Here is an 18,460-nt window from a genome sequence, read left to right as displayed (position 1 = left end):
ATGCATGCCAGCTTCACCGCCCTGCGTCAGGCCTTCGCCACGGCGCGCCAGGAGCGCAAGGCCCGCCACCGCGACATCGCCAGCGACCTGCGCATCTCCGAAGGCGAGCTGCTCGCCGCGCACGCCGGCCCGTTCGCGGACGACGAGTCCCCGCTGCGCGCGCGCCGCCTGCGCGCCGAGTGGCAGGACCTGATCGCCGCGCTCGAGCCGCTGGGCCCGGTCATGGCGCTGACCCGCAACGAGTCCTGCGTGCACGAGAAGGTCGGCGTCTACACCGCCGTCAGCGCGCAAGGACCGCAGCGTCAGGTCGGCCTGGTGCTGGGCGGCGCGATCGACCTGCGCGTCTTCTACAGCCACTGGCGCCACGGCTTCGCCGTCGCCGAGCGGCTGTCCGACGGCGCGCTGCAGCGCAGCCTGCAGTTCTTCGACGCCGCCGGCCAGGCCATCCACAAGGTCTTCGTGAAGCCGGAAAGCGACCTCGCCGCCTACGAGGCGCTGGTCGAGCGCTTCCTGGCGCAAGACCAGCAGCCGGGCTTCGAGCCTGGCGACGCCTGGCAGGACCCGGCGGAAGTGCCGGACGCGCGCATCGACGTCGCGAGCTTCCGCAGCGAGTGGGCCTCGCTGCGCGACACGCACGACTTCTTCGGCCTGCTCAAGCGTCACGGCCTGAGCCGCACGCAGGCGCTGCGCCTGGCGGAGCCGCGCTTTGCGCAGCCGCTGGCGCTGTCCAGCGCGCAGGAGCTGCTGAGCCGCGCCGCGCAGGAGAACGTGTCCATCATGGTCTTCGTCGGCAACCCCGGAATGATCCAGATCCACAGCGGTCCGGTGAACAAGGTCGCGATGATGGGCCCGTGGATCAACGTGCTGGATGCGGGCTTCAACCTGCATCTGCGCGAGGATCACATCGCCTCGGCCTGGCTGGTGCGCAAGCCGACGGTGGACGGACTCGTGTGCTCGCTGGAGCTGTTCGACGCGCAGGGCCGCACGATCGCGATGATGTTCGGCGAACGCAAGCCCGGCCAGGCCGAGCGCTGCGACTGGCGCAACCTGCTGGAGAGCCTCGTGGAAGGCGCGCCCGCGGAGACCGTGCCGTGCTGAGCCGCCGTCACGTCCTGTCGCTGGCGCCGGCCGCGGCGCTGCTGTCCATCGGCGGCCGCGCGTCGGCCGCGCAGCAGCGCGTCATCGCCGTCGGCGGCGCGCTGACCGAGCTGATCTATGCGCTGGGCGCGCAAGGCGAGCTGGTCGGCGTCGACAGCACCTCGCTGTATCCCTCCGCCGCGACGAAGCTGCCCAACGTCGGGTATGCGCGCACGCTCGCCGCCGAAGGCCTGCTCTCGCTGGCGCCGACGATGGTCGTCGCCACCGAGGAAGCCGGCCCGCCCGCGGTGCTGCGCCAGCTCGAGGCCGCGAAGGTGCCGCTGCACGTGCTGCGCGCGGAGCACCGCTTCGAAGGCGTGCTCGAACGGACGAAGGCGCTCGGCGATCTGCTCGGTCGTCAGCAGCAGGCCGCGGCCCTGTCGCAGCAGCTGCAGACCGAATGGACCGCGAGCCGCGCGCAGGTCGCGAAGCTGGCCGCCGGCCATCGCGCGCCGCGCGTGCTCTTCGTGCTGTCGAACGCGGCGAACCAGGCGCGCATCGCCGGTTCCGACACCGCCGCCGACGCGATGATCGGCTACGCCGCCGCGACCAATGCACTCGGCGAAGCCAAGGGCTACAAGATGCTCTCGCCGGAAGCCGCGATCGCCGCAGCGCCGGACGTGATCCTCGCGACGACGCAGGGCCTCGAGGCCAGCGGCGGCATCGAGGGTCTGCTGAAGCTGCCGGGCCTGGCGCAGACGCCGGCCGGTCAGAACCGGCGCGTGGTCGTCATGGAGACGATGGAGCTGCTCGGCTTCGGGCCTCGCACGCCGAAGGCGCTGACGACCTTGGCCCAGGCTCTGCATGCGCCCTCGGGCACAGGCGCAGGCAAGGCGGCGTGAGCGTCGGACGTCGGAAAGCACGACGGCCCCCACGACCCACCGCGCGACGAATCAAGCCACAGACCACACCACGGACCACGCGATGAGCACCATCGGATCCGCCCTACCCTCGCCGGTCGCCACGGCCTCGGTGCGGCACGCGTGGTCGCGCCCCATGCTGCTGACCGCGGCGCTGGTGCTCACGGTCATTGTGGCGGTGCAGTTCGGCGCGGTGCCGATCGCGGCGGCGGATTGGCTCAACGGTCCGTGGAGCGACGCTCCCAAGTCCGGCGGCGCGCACGTGCTGTGGCAGTTGCGGCTGCCGCGCCTCGGGCTGACGCTCGCGGTCGGCGCGGCGCTCGGCCTCTCCGGCGCCCTCAGCCAGGCGCTCTTCCGCAATCCGATGGCGGAGCCCAGCCTGCTCGGCGTCACCAGCGGCGCCGCTGCGGCCGTCGCGCTCACGCTCACCGTCTTCGCCGGCCTGCACGCCGCGCTGCCCGCGGAAGCACGCCTGTGGCTGCTGCCGCTGGTCGGGTTCGGCGGCGCGCTGGCGGTGTGTTTCTCGCTGGACCGGCTGTCGCGCTGGCTCGCGCCGGGATCGATCGCGGCGTTGCTGCTGTGCGGGCTGGCCTTGCAGGCGATGACCTTCGCGATCGTCGGCCTGTGCAGCTTCCTCGCCAACGACGAACAGCTGCGCGCGATCAATTTCTGGACGCTCGGCTCGCTGGCCGGCGCCAACTGGATCATGGCCGCGGTGATGGGCGGCGCGCTGCTGCTGCTCGGCGCGGTGGCGCTGCGGATCGCGCCGCGCCTGAATGCGCTCGCACTTGGCGAGGCGGCGGCCGCGCACGTCGGCATCGATGTCGAACGACTGCGCTGGCAGTGCATCACCATGGTGGCGCTGCTGTCGGCGCTGGCCGTCGCGTGGTGCGGCAACATCGGCTTCATCGGCCTGATGGCGCCCCACCTGGCACGGCAGCTCGTCGGCGCGGACCAGCGCCATGTGCTGCCCAACGCGATGCTCGCGGGCGCCTTGCTGCTGGTCGTGGCGGACACCTTCGCGCGGACGCTCGCGGTGCCGGCGGAGATCCCCGTCGGCGTGTTCAGCGCGCTGATCGGCGCGCCGTGGTTCCTCTTCCTGCTGCGCGGCGCGGTGCGCCGCATGGGGAGCGCGTGATGGGCTCGCTGCTGACCTTGCAGGACGTGCGCGTGACGCTCGGCAACACGACGATCGGGCCGGTGACGCTGCGCGTCGATCCGGGCGAACGCATCGCGATCCTCGGCCCGAGCGGCGCCGGCAAGTCCACCCTGCTGCGGCTGATCGCGCGCGAGCTGCGGCCGTCTTCGGGCGCGCTGCACTTCGACGGACAACCGCTCTCCGCCTGGTCTCCGGCCGAGCTCGCGCAACGCCGCGCGGTGCTGCCTCAACAGCACGGCGTCGCGTTCGGACTGCCCGTCGAGCTGGTCGTCGCCTTGGGCCGCGTCGCGCGGCAAGGCGACGGTCTCCAGGAAACGATCGTGCGCGCGGCCCTGGCGCAAGCGCAGGCCGACCATCTGCACGGCCGCCGATTCGACACGCTGTCCGGCGGCGAACAGGCCCGCGTGCAATTGGCACGCGTGTTCGCGCAGGCCTGGGATGCGCGCGACGGACTGTTGCTCGTCGATGAGCCGGTCGCGGCGCTCGACCCGGGACTGAGCGTCTCGCTGATGGCGGCGATGTCGGACTTCGCGGCGGAGCGTGGCCATGCGCTGGTCGCGGTGCTGCACGACCTCAATCTCGCGATGAATCATTTCGACCGGCTGTGGCTGCTGAAGTCGGGCCGGCTGCTGGCGGACTGCGACGCGCTGCCGGCGACGCTGCCCTTGCTTGAACAGCTCTACGACACGCGATTGCGCCTGCTGCGAGACGAGCACGGTCTCGCGATCCTGCCGATGCTCGGCGGCGCCGTGGGAGTGCGCGCATGAGCGCGACCGCACTTCACCCGCCACTGCGCCCGCCGGGCCGGATGCCGCGCTGGGGCGGCTGGGCCGTGACCGCCGCGATCCACGTGGCGATGCTGCTGGCGCTGGTGAACGCCTTCGCGCCCAAGCGCCCGCCCGGGCCGGTGCCGCTGAAGATCAGCGCGCGCCTGGTCCCTGCCGCGGCGACGCCGGCCGCGACGATCGCCCGCTCGATCCCTGTCGAACTGCCGCGCTCCGCCCTGAGCGTCCCGCCGATGCCCGACATCCCGCCGCCGCCTGTGCACATAGAGGCGACGCCGCCGGCCGCCGTCGCGACGACACCGCTGCGGTTCGATCCCCCTGCGGCCGCGGCGGTTGATCAGAACGCGTCTCCGGCCCGCCCGGCCGCCATGGCGCCTGTAGCGACGGCTGTCGCGACCGCCGCGGCCACGCCGCCTCCCGCCGTCCCCACGCCGACGAACAGCGAATCTCCCGCCCAGTTGCCCGCCGATCACCGGGCCTGCAGTGCGCAACAGACCGCGCGTCATTACCCGGCGATGCTGCGCGACCGCGGCATCCAGGGTCAGGTCGTGCTGCGCGTGAAGGTCGATGCCGACGGTCACGCGGCCGAGGTCGTCGTGGCCGGCGGTAGCGGCTGGCGCCTGCTGGACGAGGCGGCGCGTCGCGTCGCCGAGGCCTGTCCTTTCATCCCGGCCCGGCGCGGCGACCAGCGCCTGGTCAGTTGGGTCGAGTACCCGGTGCGCTTCGCGCTCCAGGCGTCCCCCTTGCAGTAAGGAGTCCACCCCATGTGCGACAAGCCCACCCCCACATCGCTCCTGGGCCTGCTGGCGCGCGCCGATGCCGGCGCTTCCGGCTTGCCGGGCGATTCCCCCTTGCTGGCCTCCGCCGCGGGCGCGGTGACGGGCGGCGGCGTCTTCATGCAGGAAGGCGACACCGTGCCCGCCGCAGTGGCGGGACTGCCGCTCGCGCAAGCCCTGGCGCGCGGTGAGGCTTCGCCCTTGTCCCCGTCCTCTTTGTCATCGTCCTCGTCCGACGACACGCCGGTCCCGCGCGGCTCGCGCCGCCGCCGGCTGTGGGAATTGCCAGCGCAGGCGCTCTGCCCGGTGATCGGCGTGTGCCTGCCGATGCCGGTGCTGCGCCGCAAGCTCGGAAAGATGCTCGGCGGAGAGGCGCTCGTCAACGACTACGAGATGCACTGCGGCGCGATCAACGAATGCGCGCGTCGCGGGCCGGTCTCCGAGATGCTGCAGAAGGAGTTGGACCAGCGCTTCTCGATCGCGCTGCGGCAGTCCTCGCAGCACAAGACGGCGGAGTCGCTGACGCGCTGGTGGAACGCCGCGCAACAGGGCAACGACGTCGGCGGCGCGTTGTGGGGCGCGCTGACGCATGCGCGTTGTGACGCGGCCTTGCAGGAGCAGGTGCTGCGCGACATCCACATGTTGCAGCACCAGGTCGGCGCGGCGAATCGCGCGGACCTGCAGCGGCTCGACGAGCTGCAGGACGAGCACGCGATCCTGACGCGCGAGCTGGCGCAGGCGCAGTCGCGCAGCACGCGGCTGCTCGCCGAGCGGGCTCGCGAACTGGAACTCTCGCAAGCCGAATGCCTGCGCCTGCGCGGCGAGCTGCTGGCACGCGACACGCTGGCGGCGGGCCTACGCGACGAGCTGCAGCAACTCGAGGAGAGCATCCCCGGCCTGCGCCATCGCCATGAACAGGCCAAGCATCTGCAGACGCAGCAGGACCGCATCCATCAGCTGGAACGCGCGCTGCTGACCTCGCGCCAGCAGGCGGAGCGCGAGCAACGCCGCGCAGACGAACTGCAGCAGGCGCTGGCACAGTCGGAACGGCAACTGGCGCAGCAGCAGACGCGGACGGCGCAGCACGCCGATTCCCAACCGGGCACAGACGGCGCGCTGCCCTCGCTGGACGAGCGCTCGGTGCTGTGCGTCGGCGGCCGGCCGGCGGTGGTGCCGATCTATCGTCAACTGATCGAGCGCACCGGCGGCCGGTTCCTCCACCACGACGGCGGCGAGGAAGACGCGGTTTCCAAGCTCGACGCGAGCCTGGCGGCGGCGGACCTCGTGATCTGCCAGACCGGCTGCATCAGCCACGACGCCTACTGGCGCGTGAAGGACCACTGCAAGCGCCACAACAAGAAGTGCGTCTACATCGAGTCGCCGAGCGCGAGCGGCATGCGTCGGGCGCTCGGATCGCTGAGCGGCGCCGAGGCCGAGGACGTCGAGACGCCTCAGGCCACTCGGGAGAGCTGAGCGGCGCGGCCGTCAGGCAACGCTGTAGCGCGACGCCGGCTTGCCCGTTTGCGTCGCGGCGAACAGTCCGGCGCGAGCGGTGTCGTACGCGGACCAGAGGCCCCCGTTCTCGACCGACGGCAGCGTGACCGTCTCGCCCAGGTCCAGACCTCGCAGCGCGGCGTCCACGCAATCCTCGACGCTCATGACGACTTCCTTCGCCAGCGCCTCCAGCGGCACGCCGGAGACCTGCTCCGACCAGATCTCCGTCGCAGTCGCCGACGGCAGGACGGCCTGCACGCGCACCTTGGAATTCGCGGCCGCCAGTTCATCCTGGATCCCGCGCGTGTAGTTCAGCACGTAGCCCTTCGTGCCGCTGTAGATGGCGCTGATCGGCAAGGCGTGAAGCGCCAGCACTGAGGCCACGTTGATGATCGTGCCGGCATCGCGCTGCTTGAAGAGCGGCAGGATGGCCTGCGTCAGACTGGTCAGCGCAACGATGTTCACCGCGATCTGTTCCGCGGTGCCGTCGGCGGCCGCGTCGATCACCGAGCCGAGGCGCGCCAGGCCGGCGTTGTTGACCAGCACGTCGATGCTGGCATCGGTGCGCAGCAGCGTTTCGACCTTCCGGACGTCCTCGGACTTCCCGAGGTCGGCGACCAGGGTCCGGACCGTCACGCCGTGCTTGCCGGCGAGGTCCTTCGAGAGCGCGGCGAGGCGATCGGCCCGACGGGCGACGATGACGAGGTCGTAGCCGCGCGCGGCCAGGCGATCAGCGTAGACGGCGCCGATGCCCGAGGAGGCACCGGTCACGACGGCAGTTTTCTTGGAGGAAGCCATGGGGATCTTTCGAGAATTCAGTTGAGCACTCAATGAATTTCATTGAGGGCTCAAATGTACACTCGGGGTTCTGGGGTCTGTCAATGGTTTTGTGCTCAACTTTTCCCGCTGAATGAAGAACACCCGAAGCCGCGCGGCGCCGCGAAGCCAGGCGCCGGACACCGAGGAGCCAGCCACCTGGGTGCTGCCGGCGTGCAACAACACGTCCTTGCGCCGGGCGGCGCGACGCCTGGGCAGCATCTATGACGCGGCGCTGGTGCCGCTCGGCCTGAAGGCCACGCAGCTGGGGCTGATGGCGGAGATCGAACGGGTCAAGGCCGGTGAGCAGGGCGTGGAACCGACGCTCCTGGAACTGGCGACGAATCTCGCCATCCAGATCTCCGCGCTGACGCATGCGCTGCGGCCGCTGGTGCGCGATGGCCTCATCGAACTCCAGCCGGACGAGCGCGACAAGCGGGTCAAGCGCGCCGTGCTGACGCCTGCCGGCATCGCCCGTCTGCACGCGGCGCTCGCGAGCTGGTCGGAGGTCAATCAGCGGTTCGAGGCGGTGCTAGGGGTCGAGGCGGCCGCGGCCCTGCGCGCGGTGGCGGACCACGTCGCGTCCGACGAGTTCATGTCGGCGTTCGAGGCGGATCGCGAGAGCGAGAGCTAGCAAGGACTGGCCCAGGGCTTCCCGAGGCAGCATCGCCGGCGTGCTCATGGATCTCCGGGCAACACTGACCAAGTGGAATCAACTGCCCTTCAGCCAGTTCCTCAATGGCAAGCTGTTTCGCCTATGCGAGACCCAAGCGACGCTCGACGATTCTGAGCCCACCCAAGTCCGCCTCGGGCCAATCCGAAGCCGGATAGCCCCCGGCTTCAATGCTGCGAAGCAAGTGGCAAATGGGCGCGAGGATGGCAGCACACGGGCCGGAGATATCCATCTGTCGGACGCCGTCATCCCCTTCCAGCGAGTCCAGACACGTCAGACGGAGTTCGACTTCTTCGCCGTTGGGTTGGAGGTCCAAGACGTATGCGCCTGGTTCAAGGAACCAATGAACGGATGACGCTCGACCGAGAGAGGCCGCATCCAGCGCACTCACCAGGTCCTGAATCGGATTGTTCACCGCATCGGAAGCATCGACCACGACTATTGAATCCGAGGTCGAGAAGGTCACGGTCAACCAGCCGTGCTCCGGCGGCGTGTGGGAGACATCAAGAAGCATCAACTGCAGCCCTTGTTCGCAAGTCCGCCAACGTTGGCTGAGCACGGGGCAGATTCGCCCTGGATACGCGCGCATTCCGTGGCGGCCAATCAGACAGCAGGTTCACTCTGCCCACGACTTCAGGACACGCAACGGCTCGACCTCGGCCGCGGGCCACAGGGCGATCCGATAGAAGTCATCGCCTTCCAGCCCGTGGTCATCGATGGCGTCCAAGCCGCCGTACATCGCCAGGACGTGATAGCGACCAGGATCGATGTCGATCCGAAGGACTTCACCACCGGTGCTCTCGTGGATCTGGAGCACGCCAGAAGGCAATGCAAGTCCGCACTGCACGACATGGTCGTAGTCGTTCCAGTCGAGCATGGGATTGCTGGCGTGGACCTCCACCGTCACCGGCACCTCCATGTTCCGCAGCGGACAGATGACCACGAGGTTCTCGGACACCTTCGCCCGGTGTTCGATGTCTTCATCGGTCCAGTCCAATGGCGCGGACGGCTCGACGACGCCATCCTGGACGTAGAACTGGAAGTAGTCGGCGAAGACCTCGACATCGAATTTCATCGCGGCATTCTCTCAGCCGTACACCGCCCGCCGCACGTCCCGATGCAGCGCCTCGTCGAATGGGACCTTCTGGGCGAAGAACACCACCGCGAGCCGGTTCGCCGGGTCGACCCAGAACAGGGTCGACGCCGCGCCGCCCCAGGAGAACTCGCCCACCGCGCTGGCCGGCTCGTCGGCTGTCGTCGGCGCGATGCGCACCGAGCCTCCGAACCCGAACCCGAGGCCCGGACTTTTCAGGAAATGACGCGGCGAGATGGCCGGATCCAGGTGATCGACGAACATGACCTTCACGGTCGCCGGGCGCAGCACGCGCACGCCGTCGAGCTCGCCTTCGCCCAGCAGCATGCGCGCGAAGCGCAGGTAGTCGTCGATGGGCCCGATCAGACCCGCGCCGCCGCTGGCGAAGGTGAAGGGCACGTCCGGCTCTCGCTGAGGCGGGCCACCGTCGGGAAGTCGGTACGTTGCGGCCAGGCGGCCCTTCCGCGACTCGGGCTGCGTCCAGTCCGTCTCCCGCATGCCCAGCGGCTGCAGGATGTGGCGGCGGACGTGCGCGTCGAAGGGCTCGTCGCCGAGCACCTCCACCAGCCGCGCCACGATGTCGGTGGAGGTCCCGTACTGCCACGCCGTGCCCGGCTCGTGCCGCAGCGGCAGCGCGGCCACCGCGCGGCTGAACGCGGCCAGGTCGCGCGAGGTCTCGAGCGGATTCGCGGCGCGGAAGGCGCGATCGGCCGGGCCGTCTTCCATCGCGTACGTGAGCCCCGACGTGTGCCGCAACACGTCGCTGACGAGGATGGGCCGCTCCGCCGGCCGTTCTCCGCGACCGTCGTCCGCATGGACCCGCATGGACTTGAACTCCGGCAGGTAGAGCGCGATCGGATCGTCGAGCCGGAAGCGTCCCGCATCCCACAGGCGCATGAGCGCCACCGACGCCACCGGCTTGGTCATCGACCAGATGCGCGCCAGGGTGTCGCGGGCCATCGGCCTTCGCGCTTCCACATCGGCCAGACCGAAGGCGCCGAAGTAGCGCTCCGCCCCGCCCTGCCAGACCACCGCCGACACGCCCGCGGCACGGCCGTCGGTCACCACGCTCTTGAGCATCCGCTCGATGCGCCGTGGCGAGAACGAGAACGACGTGCCGGCCGAACGGGGCGCGCCGCTCGGGCCAGCCGTTGCGGCGATGGAGGCGGCTGGCGCCGCCAATGCCGCTCCGAGGAGCTGGCGACGGGTAGGTGCTTGCGTCATGGTCCGATGCTAGAGCCGTACCTGCATGTAATCGATCCGTTCGTCGCCTGCGCTGGTCTAGACTGGGTCGACCACTGCTTCAAGGGAAAGAACGTCATGAAGGTACTGGTCGCGTCGCTCTTCGCCATCGCCTGCTCGACGGCGGTCTCAACGGCGGCCCATGCCGCCGACGCCCCCTCCCCCGCCTGCGCGGCCAAGCGCGCGAGCATCGAGTCCCAGATCGCCGAAGCGAAGGCCAGGAACAATCGCCGTCAGCTCTCCGGCCTGCAATCGGCGTTGGCGGCCAACAAGCGCCATTGCACGGACGCCTCGCTCGAAGCCGAGCGGCAACGCGACATCACCGCCGCGACGAAGAAGGTGACCCGTCGCGAGGCCGATCTGGCCGCCGCGCAAGCCAAGGGCGATCCGAAGAAGATCGCGAAGGAACAGAAGCAGCTCGACGCCGCGCGCGAGGCCCTGGCCGAAGCGCAGAAACCCATCCCCCAATAGCCGCATTCGGCTCGAGACCTGGATTGCCCATGCCGTACCTGCAACTGGACGTCAACGACCACTACCCTGCCGCCACCAAGCAGCGCCTGGCCGAGCGCATGAGCCGCACCTACGCCGAGATGATGTCCGTGGACATCCGACGCATCAGCGTCGCGATCCGCGAGCTCGGCGAGGGCGGCGTCTGGCGCATCCCCGATCCGGACGGCCCGCCCGTGCCGGTCTCACTGATGATGCTGGACATCCGCCACGGCCGACCGGCCGAGCTGCGGATGGCGCTGGCCAAGGCGCTGTGCGCCCACTGCATCGAGATCCTCGGCTTGCGCGAGGACCGGCTCAACGTCGAATTCACGCAGCACACCGGTGACGAGATGTACCACCCCACGCTGGGCGGCTTCAGCCCGGACTGGACGCCGGGCGAAGCTTCGCCTCCCTAGACCTTCTTTCGGACGACGGCTGCCGCTTGTCGCCGCATCCGGCCGCCGTTCTCCCAGTCGCCCAACTGTTACCGCAACCATCATCCTATTGATCACAATGGTCGGTCCTGCACGCCTGTCGCCGCACCCACCATGACCCTTGCCTTCGCCCGCCGCGCCCGCCGCCTGATCACCCTCCTGTGCCTCGCGGCCGCCTCGACGGCGCATGCCGACATCGTCATCGGCCAGGTCGCACCATTCACGGGACCGCAAGCGGTCACCGGCAAGGCGATCCGCGCCGGCGCCAAGCTGTGGATCGACGAGGTCAACGCCCGCGGTGGCGTCCGCGGCCAGAAGATCAAGCTCGTCACCCGCGACGACGCGAACAAGCCTGAGGACACCGTCCGGCTGGTCAAGGAACTGATCGGCTCGGATGCGCCCACAGCGCTGATCGGCACCGTCGGCACCTCCAACCTGGAAGCGCTCAAGCAGGACGGCGTGCTGGAGAAGTCCCGCGTCTCCATGGTCGGCGCGGTCTCCGGCGCCAACAGCATCATCACCGCGCGCGGCATGTACCCGGTCAAGGCCAGCTATCGCGAGGAAGTCGACCGCCTCTTCAAGCAGCTCGGCGAGATGGGCCGCACCAAGGTCGCGGTCGTCTACCAGGACGACGGCCTGGGCCGCGACGCGCTCGCGGGCGCACAGGCCTCGGCGAAGACCTACGGCCTCTCGCTGGTCGCGCAGTCGGGCTACGCGCGCAACACCGTCGAGGTCGGCAAGGCGGTGGCCGACATGATCAAGCAGTCGCCCGACGTGATCTTCCTCGCCGCGACCACCGCGGCCGCCATCGAGTTCACCGACAAGTACCAGACCGCGGGCGGCCACGCCGCGCTGTACGGCATGTCCATCATCGACGTGCAGGCGCTGCTGACCAAGCTCGGCCCCGACCGCGCGCGCGGCTTCGCGTTCTCGCTGGTGCTGCCGACGGACGACCGCCTCGACCGCGAGGTCGTCCGCGACTACCAGCGCCTGCGCGGCAACGCCAAGGACACGGACCTGTCCTCCCGCTCGCTCGAGGGCTTCATCGCCGCCCGCGCGCTCGTGAAGGCGCTGGAACGCACGCCGGCCGCCGGACCCGCGGCCCTGAGCGAGGCCCTGGAACGTGGCTTCGAGACTGACGTCGGCGGTCATCGCCTGACCTTCGGCAAGGGCCAGAATCCGTCGCGCTACGTGGACTTCGCCGTGCTCGGCGTGGGCGGCAAGCTGGTGCGTTGAACGGGCCGCGGCAAGACGTGACCCTCGGCCCGTGAGGCCGGACTCACCCGTCAGCGATAGTGCTCCGCGTCCGCCGGCGGGACGACCCAGCCGTGCTTCCGGTCCTCATAGACCGACACGGTCGGCGCCGGGAAGCCCGGCTCCGCGAACGCGCCGACCGGGATCGCGATGAATTCCGGCATCGCTTCCATCTCGTAGTAGACCGTCGCGCCGCAGGTCGGGCAGAAGTGGAAGATCGCGCGGGTGCCTTCGTCACCGGTCAGCGCGTACTTGGACGACGTGCCCGACGGGGTCACGTCTTGACGACAGAACCTCGCCTGCTCGGCGAAGGGGCCGCCCGTCCTGCGCTGGCAGTTCAGACAATGGCAGATGGAGATGCGGACCGGCTCGCCGACGACCCGGGCCGTGAGCTGACCGCAACTGCAGGAGGCGAGACGTGCCGTCATGGGGAAGCCCTCGTGGACAGTAGCGGTCATCTTGCCATGCGCTCGACGAGCAAGACCTGCCCCCCCCCCCGGAGCACCTCACACGGCGCGTCGGCGCGCTCGACACCCTTGGAACCCGGCGGCCAGCCACAGCACCGTCACTGGCAGCACGGGCTTGGAGGAACGCTCAGGCGTGCGCCGGCATGAGGGTGCCGATCAGCGCCATCACGATGAACAGGCTGCCCAGCACGACGCCGATCCAGTTCAGCGCGCTGAAGCGATCGTTGCGGGGCTGGCCCGGCGTGACGGCGTCGTTGACGGCGTTCATCGCGCTTTGCACCGGCATCAGGAAGGCCGGCGCGACCATCGCGATCCACCAGACCGGGTCGGGCATCTTCCACATCAGCGTGAAGACGATCCAGGCCGCCGCCATGCCGCCGGCATTGAGGGCAGAGCCCGCGCTCACGCCCGCGCCCAACTGGGAGTCGCGGACGCGACCGAACAGCGACCAGATGAAGATCACGCCGAAGATCGCGCGCATCGCCGGCAGGATGGACGTCTTCTCCCGGTCGCGCACCAGCTTCCATTGCTGATACAGCCAGTAGATGCCGTAGAGCTGCAGCGTGACGGTGCACATCACCAGCAGCTTGACCGGCGAGACGGTGAACCACATCCGCTGGCCCAGTGCCGGCTCGGGCGCGACGGCCTCGACGCGGGCCTGCGGCGGCGCGAAACGCGCGGAGATGTCGGACGTGGTGTCGGTCGGCGCGGTCGTGGCCGATGTCGGTTGCTGGGACATGAGATTTCCTCCCTGAAGGCAGATGAACAAGGCGCCGGGCCGGGGCGCGAGTCTGGGGCTCGCTGCCGCGCCGGCGCGCAGGGCGGCATGATGCCCGCCCCGTGTCATGCCTCCGATCCCGAACTACCCTTTCCTGGCTCCGGTGCGTGACGGATTCAGCATCCGCCCATCCACCGCATACGCCCCGCCGCCCCGCACGACGACGTAGGCCGCCAGCGCCGCCATCAGCACCGGGTACTCGATGCCACGGTCGATCCACGGCCAAGTGGGACCGAGCGCGACGCAGATGCCGATCATCTCCATCGTGAACGCGAGGGCCACCCAGCGCGTGCAGAAGCCGATCGCCAGCGCCACTGCCCCGACGGTCTCCAGCAGCATGACGAGCAAGGCCAGTTGCGGCGCGAAAGGCAGGCCCATCACCTGATCGATCAACCGGATCGAGCCGGCCATCGGATCCGCCATCGACCCGTGCGAGGTCCCCAGCGCCTTGGGCAGCCCATGCGTGAACAGGATGGCGCCGAAGGCGACCCGCAGCAGCGCGTAGGCCACCGGCTCGAAGCGCGCAGCCGCGCCACGGAGCGGCGTCGATCGACGGGAGACCTCAAGGGGAACGGTGGCCATCGCGGGGACTCTCGAGTTGCTGGTCCTCCGCATTCTTCGGATCCCGGCCCCGCCGGTCGAGGCGTCCCCGCGAGCATGTGAATTCAACGCGGCCCAACAATGCGCGCCGTCCCGCCCCGACCCGACTCGCCACGTCTCAGACCGGTCACCCGGGCAACACCTGGATACCGCGTCGCCAGCCCCTTTGCCATCGGACAACCGCTTGTCACCAACGAAGCGAAGTTCCGAGGGTTTTCCCGCGAGACATACTGAAAGCGCTTTCAGATAGTCGTGCCGGAGAGGCGGCGGCGCATCGACGAGCGATCGGCGACGCGCCAGCGGCCCCACGGGCTTACTTGATCTCGGGCGTCGACACCGGTCCTTGCGGCCGGCCCCCTGGAGACGCCGCTCCTGTCCTTCGCGCGCGTCTCCTCCATCCCACCACTGGTTCCGAGGAGATCCCATGACACGCTGGATTCGATCGCTCGCCGCGGTCGCGCTCGCCCTGACGGGCGTGGCGGCGCAGGCACAAAACTGGCAACTCGTCTGGCAGGACGAATTCACCAACGGCATCGGCCCGCAATGGCGGTTCGAGACCGGCACCGGTTCGGGCGGCTGGGGCAACAACGAGCTGCAGTACTACCGGCGCGAGAACGTCACCATCGAGAACGGCCAACTCGTCATCACCGCGAAGCGCGAGGACTTCGGCGGCATGCGCTACACCTCCGCGCGCATGACGACGCAAGGCATGGCCACCTTCAAGTACGGCCGCATCGAGGCGCGCATCAAGGCGCCGTCGAGCTCCGGCATGTGGCCCGCGTTCTGGATGCTGGGCAGCAACATCACGTCGGTGGGCTGGCCCGCGTCGGGCGAGATCGACATCATGGAACACGTGAATGCCGACGCCGACATCCACGGCACCATCCACTGGCAGGGGCCGGACGGCGGCCACGCCTCCTACGGCGGCCACACGGGCACCAACGTCGCGGACTATCACGTGTATGCGGTCGAATGGGACGAGCGCTTCATCCGCTGGTTCGTCGACGGCCGCGAGTTCCACGTCGCCGACATCACCAACAGCGTCAACAGCACCGAGGAATTCCATCGCGACTTCTTCCTGCTGCTGAACCTGGCGGTGGGCGGCAACTGGCCGCAGTGGAACATCGACGAGAGCAAGCTGCCCGCGAAGATGTACGTGGACTACGTGCGCGTCTACAAGAAGGACGCTGGCACGCCGGCGTTCTCGACGACGCTGCAGGCGGCCAACTTCGCGCTGCAATCGGGCATGCAGCTCGAGGCTTCGAGCGAAGGCGGCCAGAACCTCGGCTGGATCGACACCGGCGACTGGGCAGTGTGGAACCTCAACCTGCCGCAGGGCGGCACCTACACGGTCGAGTACCGCGTCGCCAGCCTGAACGGCGGCGGCAGCCTGCAGCTGGAGATGGCCGGCGGCACGCCGGTGTACGGCGCGGTGGGCGTGCCCTCGACGGGCGGATGGCAGAACTGGACGACGGTCTCGCACCGCGTCACGCTGCCGGCCGGCCAGCAGCAGATCGCGGTGAAGGCCAACGGTCCGGGGTGGAACCTGCGCTCGGTGAAGATCACGAAGTCGTGATCCTCTGATCCCCTCTTGGGGCGAATGACGCGAGGCTCCGGGGCTGGTCCAATCGGCCGGCTCCGGAGCCTTTTCATTTCTGTCCCCCTCATGTCCCGTTGGTCCTCGCTCTTGCCTCGCTGGCGTCTTGAACTCCTGTCGCTGGTCTGGGCCACGCCCTTGCTTCTCGCCCTTTACGGCGCGAGCACCGGATTCGCTCCGTCCAGCGAGATGGTGGGAAAGGCGGCCTACGTCGCCGCGCCGCTCGCCCTGCTGCTCGTCATCACGATGCCCCGCAAGGCGGATCGTCCGCCCCTGCGCTTCGGGCAGATCGTGCTTCTTGTGCTTGCGGGCCCGCCCCTGGCCTATGGGATTGCGCTCTTCACTGTGGCGTTCGGTGCAGGCCACCTCATCAACGAGACCGCCGGTCGGCCTGAGACGCAACCCTTCGTGGTGCTCAGCAAGACCGACGCGCGCTGGAAGTTGTTCCCAGGCTGTGAACTGAAGGTGCGCCTCGAACATCGAGACAGCGGCGAGCACGTCACGCCCTGCACCCCCGAGGAGTTCTGGAATCGCGTGGAGGTGAAACAGGACCTCCTGCTGCAGGTGCAGGCATCCTGGGCAGGGACTCGCGCGCTGCGCGATGCCTCGCCCGCCGAGGCCGCCTCGTCCGCGGCTCGCTAAGATCGCCGCTCCTCCACGGCCCGGTCGCTTCCCGATGTCCATCGTCCGCCGCGTCACGCCGCCGCGCGAGAGTCAGCTCGCATCGACCTACGCCGGCGCGAATCTCGCCGACGCCTTCGCCGTCACGCTGGCGGACGACGCGCCCGACGACGCGATGACATTGGCCCGCGCGACGCTGGCCGATCCGCCGTGGTGGTTCCGCGCGCTGCTCGCGATCCGCGACGCCGCAGTGAAGCCCTTCGGGCTGAAGACCTCCGCGGCGATGCGCCACCACCTCGATGACATCGGCGTCGAGCACGTCGACATCTTCCGCGTGCTCTCCGCCACGCGCGAGGAAGCAATCTTCGGCGAGCAGGACCAGCACCTCGACTTCAAGCTGTCGATCCTGGTCCGCCGCGTCGAGGGATCGACGCGGCGCGAAGCCGTGGCGACGACGGTGGTGAACTGTCACAACCGGCTCGGTCGGTTCTACCTCGCGCTGATCCTGCCGGGACACGTACTGGTCGTGCGCTCGCATCTGAAGGCTGCGGCGCGTCGCTTCGGCTAGCGGCCCTCGGAGGTCGCCGAGGAGGCTGCGATCTGCCTGATGCGCAGTTCCTCCACCACCCCCTGCGGTGTGTACCTGACCTCGATCAGACGTGTCGGGTCTCCGACCACGTACACATCCGTGAACGGAAGCGGGACTGAATGGAAGGATTGGCCCCGGACCGTCCTGGCCGGAGCGCCGAGCGTTCCGGCGATCTCGGCGTGACCGATCGATGCCCCTCCCCCGCCGTACCAGGGGATCGTCAGCACCGGCCCGCGATCGTTCTTCGCGTCGAAGGTGGCTCGCAGGTAGATCGGCGGATCCGGCAACGCCACCGCCTTGTCCGTGCGCATGCCTAGTTCCACCGCGTTCTGCACCTTGAATCCGAAGTGCTCCTCCAACGATGCCGGCTGGCGCAGCAGATCTTTCTGCAAGGCACTCCTCAGCCGTGCGAGGAGATCGCGCATCGCCTCCTCGGTCGGCGACGCGGTCGCGAGATAACGGCGCGATGCACCGGCGTCCGTCGACGCTTCCCCCGTTGGCATTTGCTGGCACGCCGCCAGCAGCAGCGTGACAGACAGGATCAATGTCTTGATGGGACGCATCCTCTTTCCGGCTGCTTCCGCGGCTAGATACAGTTGAACCGAACGCCGACGCGATGGTCCGCCACACCATCCAACGAGAGCACGTGGGGCGGCTCCAATGCCTCGATGGACACGACGACCCTCATTGGCCGAAATCCGATGAGGAACTTTCGAAGCTCCTGCACCCGGTTGCCGATGAGTTGATAGTCGTCTCGCGGCATTGAACCCGGCGCAATGCGGTACTCGATCGTCGCGTAACCCGGCACGGGGGGCTTGTAGTTGCAACGCTGCGGAATCTCCTTGATCGCCGCCCGAAGCTCCTGTTGAAGCTGCTCCGAGAGTTCGGCAGATCCATCTTCAAAAGTGACGCCAACACCCCAAGGCTCCTTGGGCGGCGCCGAACTCAAGGCGTGTGCCGAGAGGCAGATGACGGACAGAAGCAAGCAGAGGGTCCATCTCATGAGCGTGGGTCAGCGGCTGACGATCTCGATTGCATTGACGAAATTGCTGCCGCCACTATAGGTGACCAGCAACTGGCTGTTCGCTTTGCAAAAGGACTCATAGATCTCGACTCGTCCGCCCGCGATTCGCGACTGGACTTCATCAATGTTGTCGGGCTTTCCGAAGGCATCGCGAAAATCGCGCGCGACAATCCTCAGCGGAGCCACCGACTGCCAGCGCATCGTGAGCGTGGGCGTCGCCTGCCAGAAGTTCCTTGCGTAGAACGCATACATTCCCAGCGGAGGAGGCGCCTTGTCTTGGCGTTGCACCAACAAGCCGTCATCGCAGCTCAGGGAGAACGGCAAATAATCCGCCAACATCACCGGCTCAAAGATCAATCCACGAACGCAGACCTCTCGCAATTGGCTGAGCAGCGTTCCGATGGCCTCCGGGCGAGGTTCTGATGCCGCAGGTTCGGGCGGCGGCAAGTCCGCCTTTCCACGGAACGGCGTTGTCGCGAAAGCCGAGGTCATTCCCAGCAAGCAAGTGCAGATCAGCCGCTTCAGGGCTCTCTGCAATTCCTTGGGTTTGGCGTGTGTGGGGTGCGTCATGC

23 protein-coding genes are annotated in these 18,460 nt (G+C 68.7%); 13 read left to right on the top strand and 10 right to left on the bottom strand.

Annotated features, from left to right (window positions below; translation table 11 throughout):
- From AC07OZ_RS14905 to AC07OZ_RS14880, 6 genes are all read left to right on the top strand, one after another.
- Window positions 1-1,098: a hemin-degrading factor gene (locus AC07OZ_RS14905; RefSeq protein WP_495467874.1), complete on the top strand. Its 1,098-nt coding sequence runs from the start codon at window positions 1-3 to the stop codon at window positions 1,096-1,098.
- Window positions 1,092-1,979 carry a heme/hemin ABC transporter substrate-binding protein gene (locus AC07OZ_RS14900; RefSeq protein ID WP_495467873.1) on the top strand — a complete coding sequence of 296 codons (888 nt, stop codon included), beginning with the start codon at window positions 1,092-1,094 and terminating at the stop codon, window positions 1,977-1,979. Before AC07OZ_RS14905 ends, AC07OZ_RS14900 begins: the two co-directional genes overlap by 7 nt.
- 82 nt (window positions 1,980-2,061) lie before the next feature.
- Window positions 2,062-3,135 carry a FecCD family ABC transporter permease gene (locus tag AC07OZ_RS14895; protein ID WP_495467872.1) on the top strand — a complete coding sequence of 358 codons (1,074 nt, stop codon included), beginning with the start codon at window positions 2,062-2,064 and terminating at the stop codon, window positions 3,133-3,135.
- Window positions 3,135-3,923: an ATP-binding cassette domain-containing protein gene (locus AC07OZ_RS14890; RefSeq protein ID WP_495467871.1), complete on the top strand. Its 789-nt coding sequence runs from the start codon at window positions 3,135-3,137 to the stop codon at window positions 3,921-3,923. Before AC07OZ_RS14895 ends, AC07OZ_RS14890 begins: the two co-directional genes overlap by 1 nt.
- Window positions 3,920-4,693: an energy transducer TonB gene (locus AC07OZ_RS14885; protein WP_495467870.1), complete on the top strand. Its 774-nt coding sequence runs from the start codon at window positions 3,920-3,922 to the stop codon at window positions 4,691-4,693. Before AC07OZ_RS14890 ends, AC07OZ_RS14885 begins: the two co-directional genes overlap by 4 nt.
- Before the next feature lie 12 nt (window positions 4,694-4,705).
- Window positions 4,706-6,190 carry a DUF2325 domain-containing protein gene (locus AC07OZ_RS14880; RefSeq protein WP_495467869.1) on the top strand — a complete coding sequence of 495 codons (1,485 nt, stop codon included), beginning with the start codon at window positions 4,706-4,708 and terminating at the stop codon, window positions 6,188-6,190.
- A 12-nt stretch (window positions 6,191-6,202) separates the two neighbouring features.
- Here the strand turns inward: AC07OZ_RS14880 and AC07OZ_RS14875 are convergent, their stop codons facing one another.
- Window positions 6,203-7,009, bottom strand: coding sequence for an SDR family NAD(P)-dependent oxidoreductase (locus AC07OZ_RS14875; RefSeq protein WP_495467868.1), 807 nt, complete (start codon window positions 7,007-7,009; stop codon window positions 6,203-6,205).
- Between the two features lie 112 nt (window positions 7,010-7,121).
- On the opposite strand from AC07OZ_RS14875, the gene AC07OZ_RS14870 reads away from it, so the two are divergent.
- Window positions 7,122-7,661: a MarR family winged helix-turn-helix transcriptional regulator gene (locus AC07OZ_RS14870; protein WP_495467867.1), complete on the top strand. Its 540-nt coding sequence runs from the start codon at window positions 7,122-7,124 to the stop codon at window positions 7,659-7,661.
- Window positions 7,662-7,782: 121 nt separating this feature from the next.
- Here the strand turns inward: AC07OZ_RS14870 and AC07OZ_RS14865 are convergent, their stop codons facing one another.
- The 3 genes from AC07OZ_RS14865 to AC07OZ_RS14855 are packed head-to-tail and all read right to left on the bottom strand — an operon-like array spanning window position 7,783 to window position 10,017.
- A complete protein-coding gene (locus AC07OZ_RS14865) occupies window positions 7,783-8,259 on the bottom strand; it encodes a hypothetical protein (RefSeq protein ID WP_495467866.1) in 477 nt (158 codons plus the stop codon).
- Between the two features lie 57 nt (window positions 8,260-8,316).
- Window positions 8,317-8,775 (bottom strand): hypothetical protein, encoded by a 459-nt coding sequence (locus AC07OZ_RS14860; protein ID WP_495467865.1) that lies wholly within the window; start codon window positions 8,773-8,775, stop codon window positions 8,317-8,319.
- A 12-nt stretch (window positions 8,776-8,787) separates the two neighbouring features.
- Window positions 8,788-10,017 carry a serine hydrolase domain-containing protein gene (locus AC07OZ_RS14855; RefSeq protein WP_495467864.1) on the bottom strand — a complete coding sequence of 410 codons (1,230 nt, stop codon included), beginning with the start codon at window positions 10,015-10,017 and terminating at the stop codon, window positions 8,788-8,790.
- Window positions 10,018-10,113: 96 nt separating this feature from the next.
- On the opposite strand from AC07OZ_RS14855, the gene AC07OZ_RS14850 reads away from it, so the two are divergent.
- The 3 genes from AC07OZ_RS14850 to AC07OZ_RS14840 all read left to right on the top strand — a co-directional run bounded on the left by AC07OZ_RS14850 (window position 10,114) and on the right by AC07OZ_RS14840 (window position 12,194).
- The gene (locus AC07OZ_RS14850; protein WP_495467863.1) at window positions 10,114-10,506 is read left to right on the top strand and encodes a DUF1090 domain-containing protein; all 393 of its coding nucleotides are present in this window, start codon (window positions 10,114-10,116) and stop codon (window positions 10,504-10,506) included.
- Window positions 10,507-10,535: 29 nt separating this feature from the next.
- On the top strand, window positions 10,536-10,940 hold the full coding sequence (locus AC07OZ_RS14845; RefSeq protein ID WP_495467862.1) for a tautomerase family protein: 405 nt from the start codon (window positions 10,536-10,538) through the stop codon (window positions 10,938-10,940).
- A 132-nt stretch (window positions 10,941-11,072) separates the two neighbouring features.
- Window positions 11,073-12,194: an ABC transporter substrate-binding protein gene (locus tag AC07OZ_RS14840; RefSeq protein ID WP_495467861.1), complete on the top strand. Its 1,122-nt coding sequence runs from the start codon at window positions 11,073-11,075 to the stop codon at window positions 12,192-12,194.
- Window positions 12,195-12,244: 50 nt separating this feature from the next.
- Here AC07OZ_RS14840 and AC07OZ_RS14835 read toward each other — a convergent pair whose 3' ends face one another.
- From AC07OZ_RS14835 to AC07OZ_RS14825, 3 genes are all read right to left on the bottom strand, one after another.
- Window positions 12,245-12,640, bottom strand: a complete 396-nt coding sequence (locus AC07OZ_RS14835) for a GFA family protein (RefSeq protein WP_495467860.1) — start codon at window positions 12,638-12,640, stop codon at window positions 12,245-12,247.
- Window positions 12,641-12,806: 166 nt separating this feature from the next.
- Entirely contained in the window at window positions 12,807-13,418 is a 612-nt protein-coding gene (locus tag AC07OZ_RS14830; protein WP_495467859.1) for a hypothetical protein, read from the bottom strand.
- A gap of 123 nt (window positions 13,419-13,541) precedes the next feature.
- Window positions 13,542-14,039, bottom strand: coding sequence for a DoxX family protein (locus tag AC07OZ_RS14825; RefSeq protein ID WP_495467858.1), 498 nt, complete (start codon window positions 14,037-14,039; stop codon window positions 13,542-13,544).
- A 442-nt stretch (window positions 14,040-14,481) separates the two neighbouring features.
- On the opposite strand from AC07OZ_RS14825, the gene AC07OZ_RS14820 reads away from it, so the two are divergent.
- The 3 genes from AC07OZ_RS14820 to AC07OZ_RS14810 all read left to right on the top strand — a co-directional run bounded on the left by AC07OZ_RS14820 (window position 14,482) and on the right by AC07OZ_RS14810 (window position 16,843).
- Entirely contained in the window at window positions 14,482-15,633 is a 1,152-nt protein-coding gene (locus AC07OZ_RS14820; protein WP_495467857.1) for a carbohydrate-binding protein, read from the top strand.
- A 90-nt stretch (window positions 15,634-15,723) separates the two neighbouring features.
- A complete protein-coding gene (locus AC07OZ_RS14815) occupies window positions 15,724-16,296 on the top strand; it encodes a hypothetical protein (RefSeq protein ID WP_495467856.1) in 573 nt (190 codons plus the stop codon).
- Between the two features lie 34 nt (window positions 16,297-16,330).
- Window positions 16,331-16,843, top strand: coding sequence for a DUF2867 domain-containing protein (locus AC07OZ_RS14810; RefSeq protein WP_495467855.1), 513 nt, complete (start codon window positions 16,331-16,333; stop codon window positions 16,841-16,843).
- On the opposite strand, the gene AC07OZ_RS14805 is transcribed toward AC07OZ_RS14810, so the two are convergent.
- The 3 genes from AC07OZ_RS14805 to AC07OZ_RS14795 are packed head-to-tail and all read right to left on the bottom strand — an operon-like array spanning window position 16,840 to window position 18,458.
- Window positions 16,840-17,427: a hypothetical protein gene (locus AC07OZ_RS14805; RefSeq protein WP_495467854.1), complete on the bottom strand. Its 588-nt coding sequence runs from the start codon at window positions 17,425-17,427 to the stop codon at window positions 16,840-16,842. The genes AC07OZ_RS14810 and AC07OZ_RS14805 overlap by 4 nt on opposite strands.
- Window positions 17,428-17,450: 23 nt before the next feature.
- Window positions 17,451-17,849: a hypothetical protein gene (locus tag AC07OZ_RS14800; RefSeq protein ID WP_495467853.1), complete on the bottom strand. Its 399-nt coding sequence runs from the start codon at window positions 17,847-17,849 to the stop codon at window positions 17,451-17,453.
- 27 nt (window positions 17,850-17,876) lie between these two features.
- Window positions 17,877-18,458: a PH domain-containing protein gene (locus AC07OZ_RS14795; protein WP_495467852.1), complete on the bottom strand. Its 582-nt coding sequence runs from the start codon at window positions 18,456-18,458 to the stop codon at window positions 17,877-17,879.
- Window positions 18,459-18,460 lie beyond the last annotated feature (2 nt).

The organism is Roseateles sp. GW821-FHT09G03 (assembly GCF_059416045.1).
This window is presented reverse-complemented; position numbering and strand designations above follow the sequence as displayed.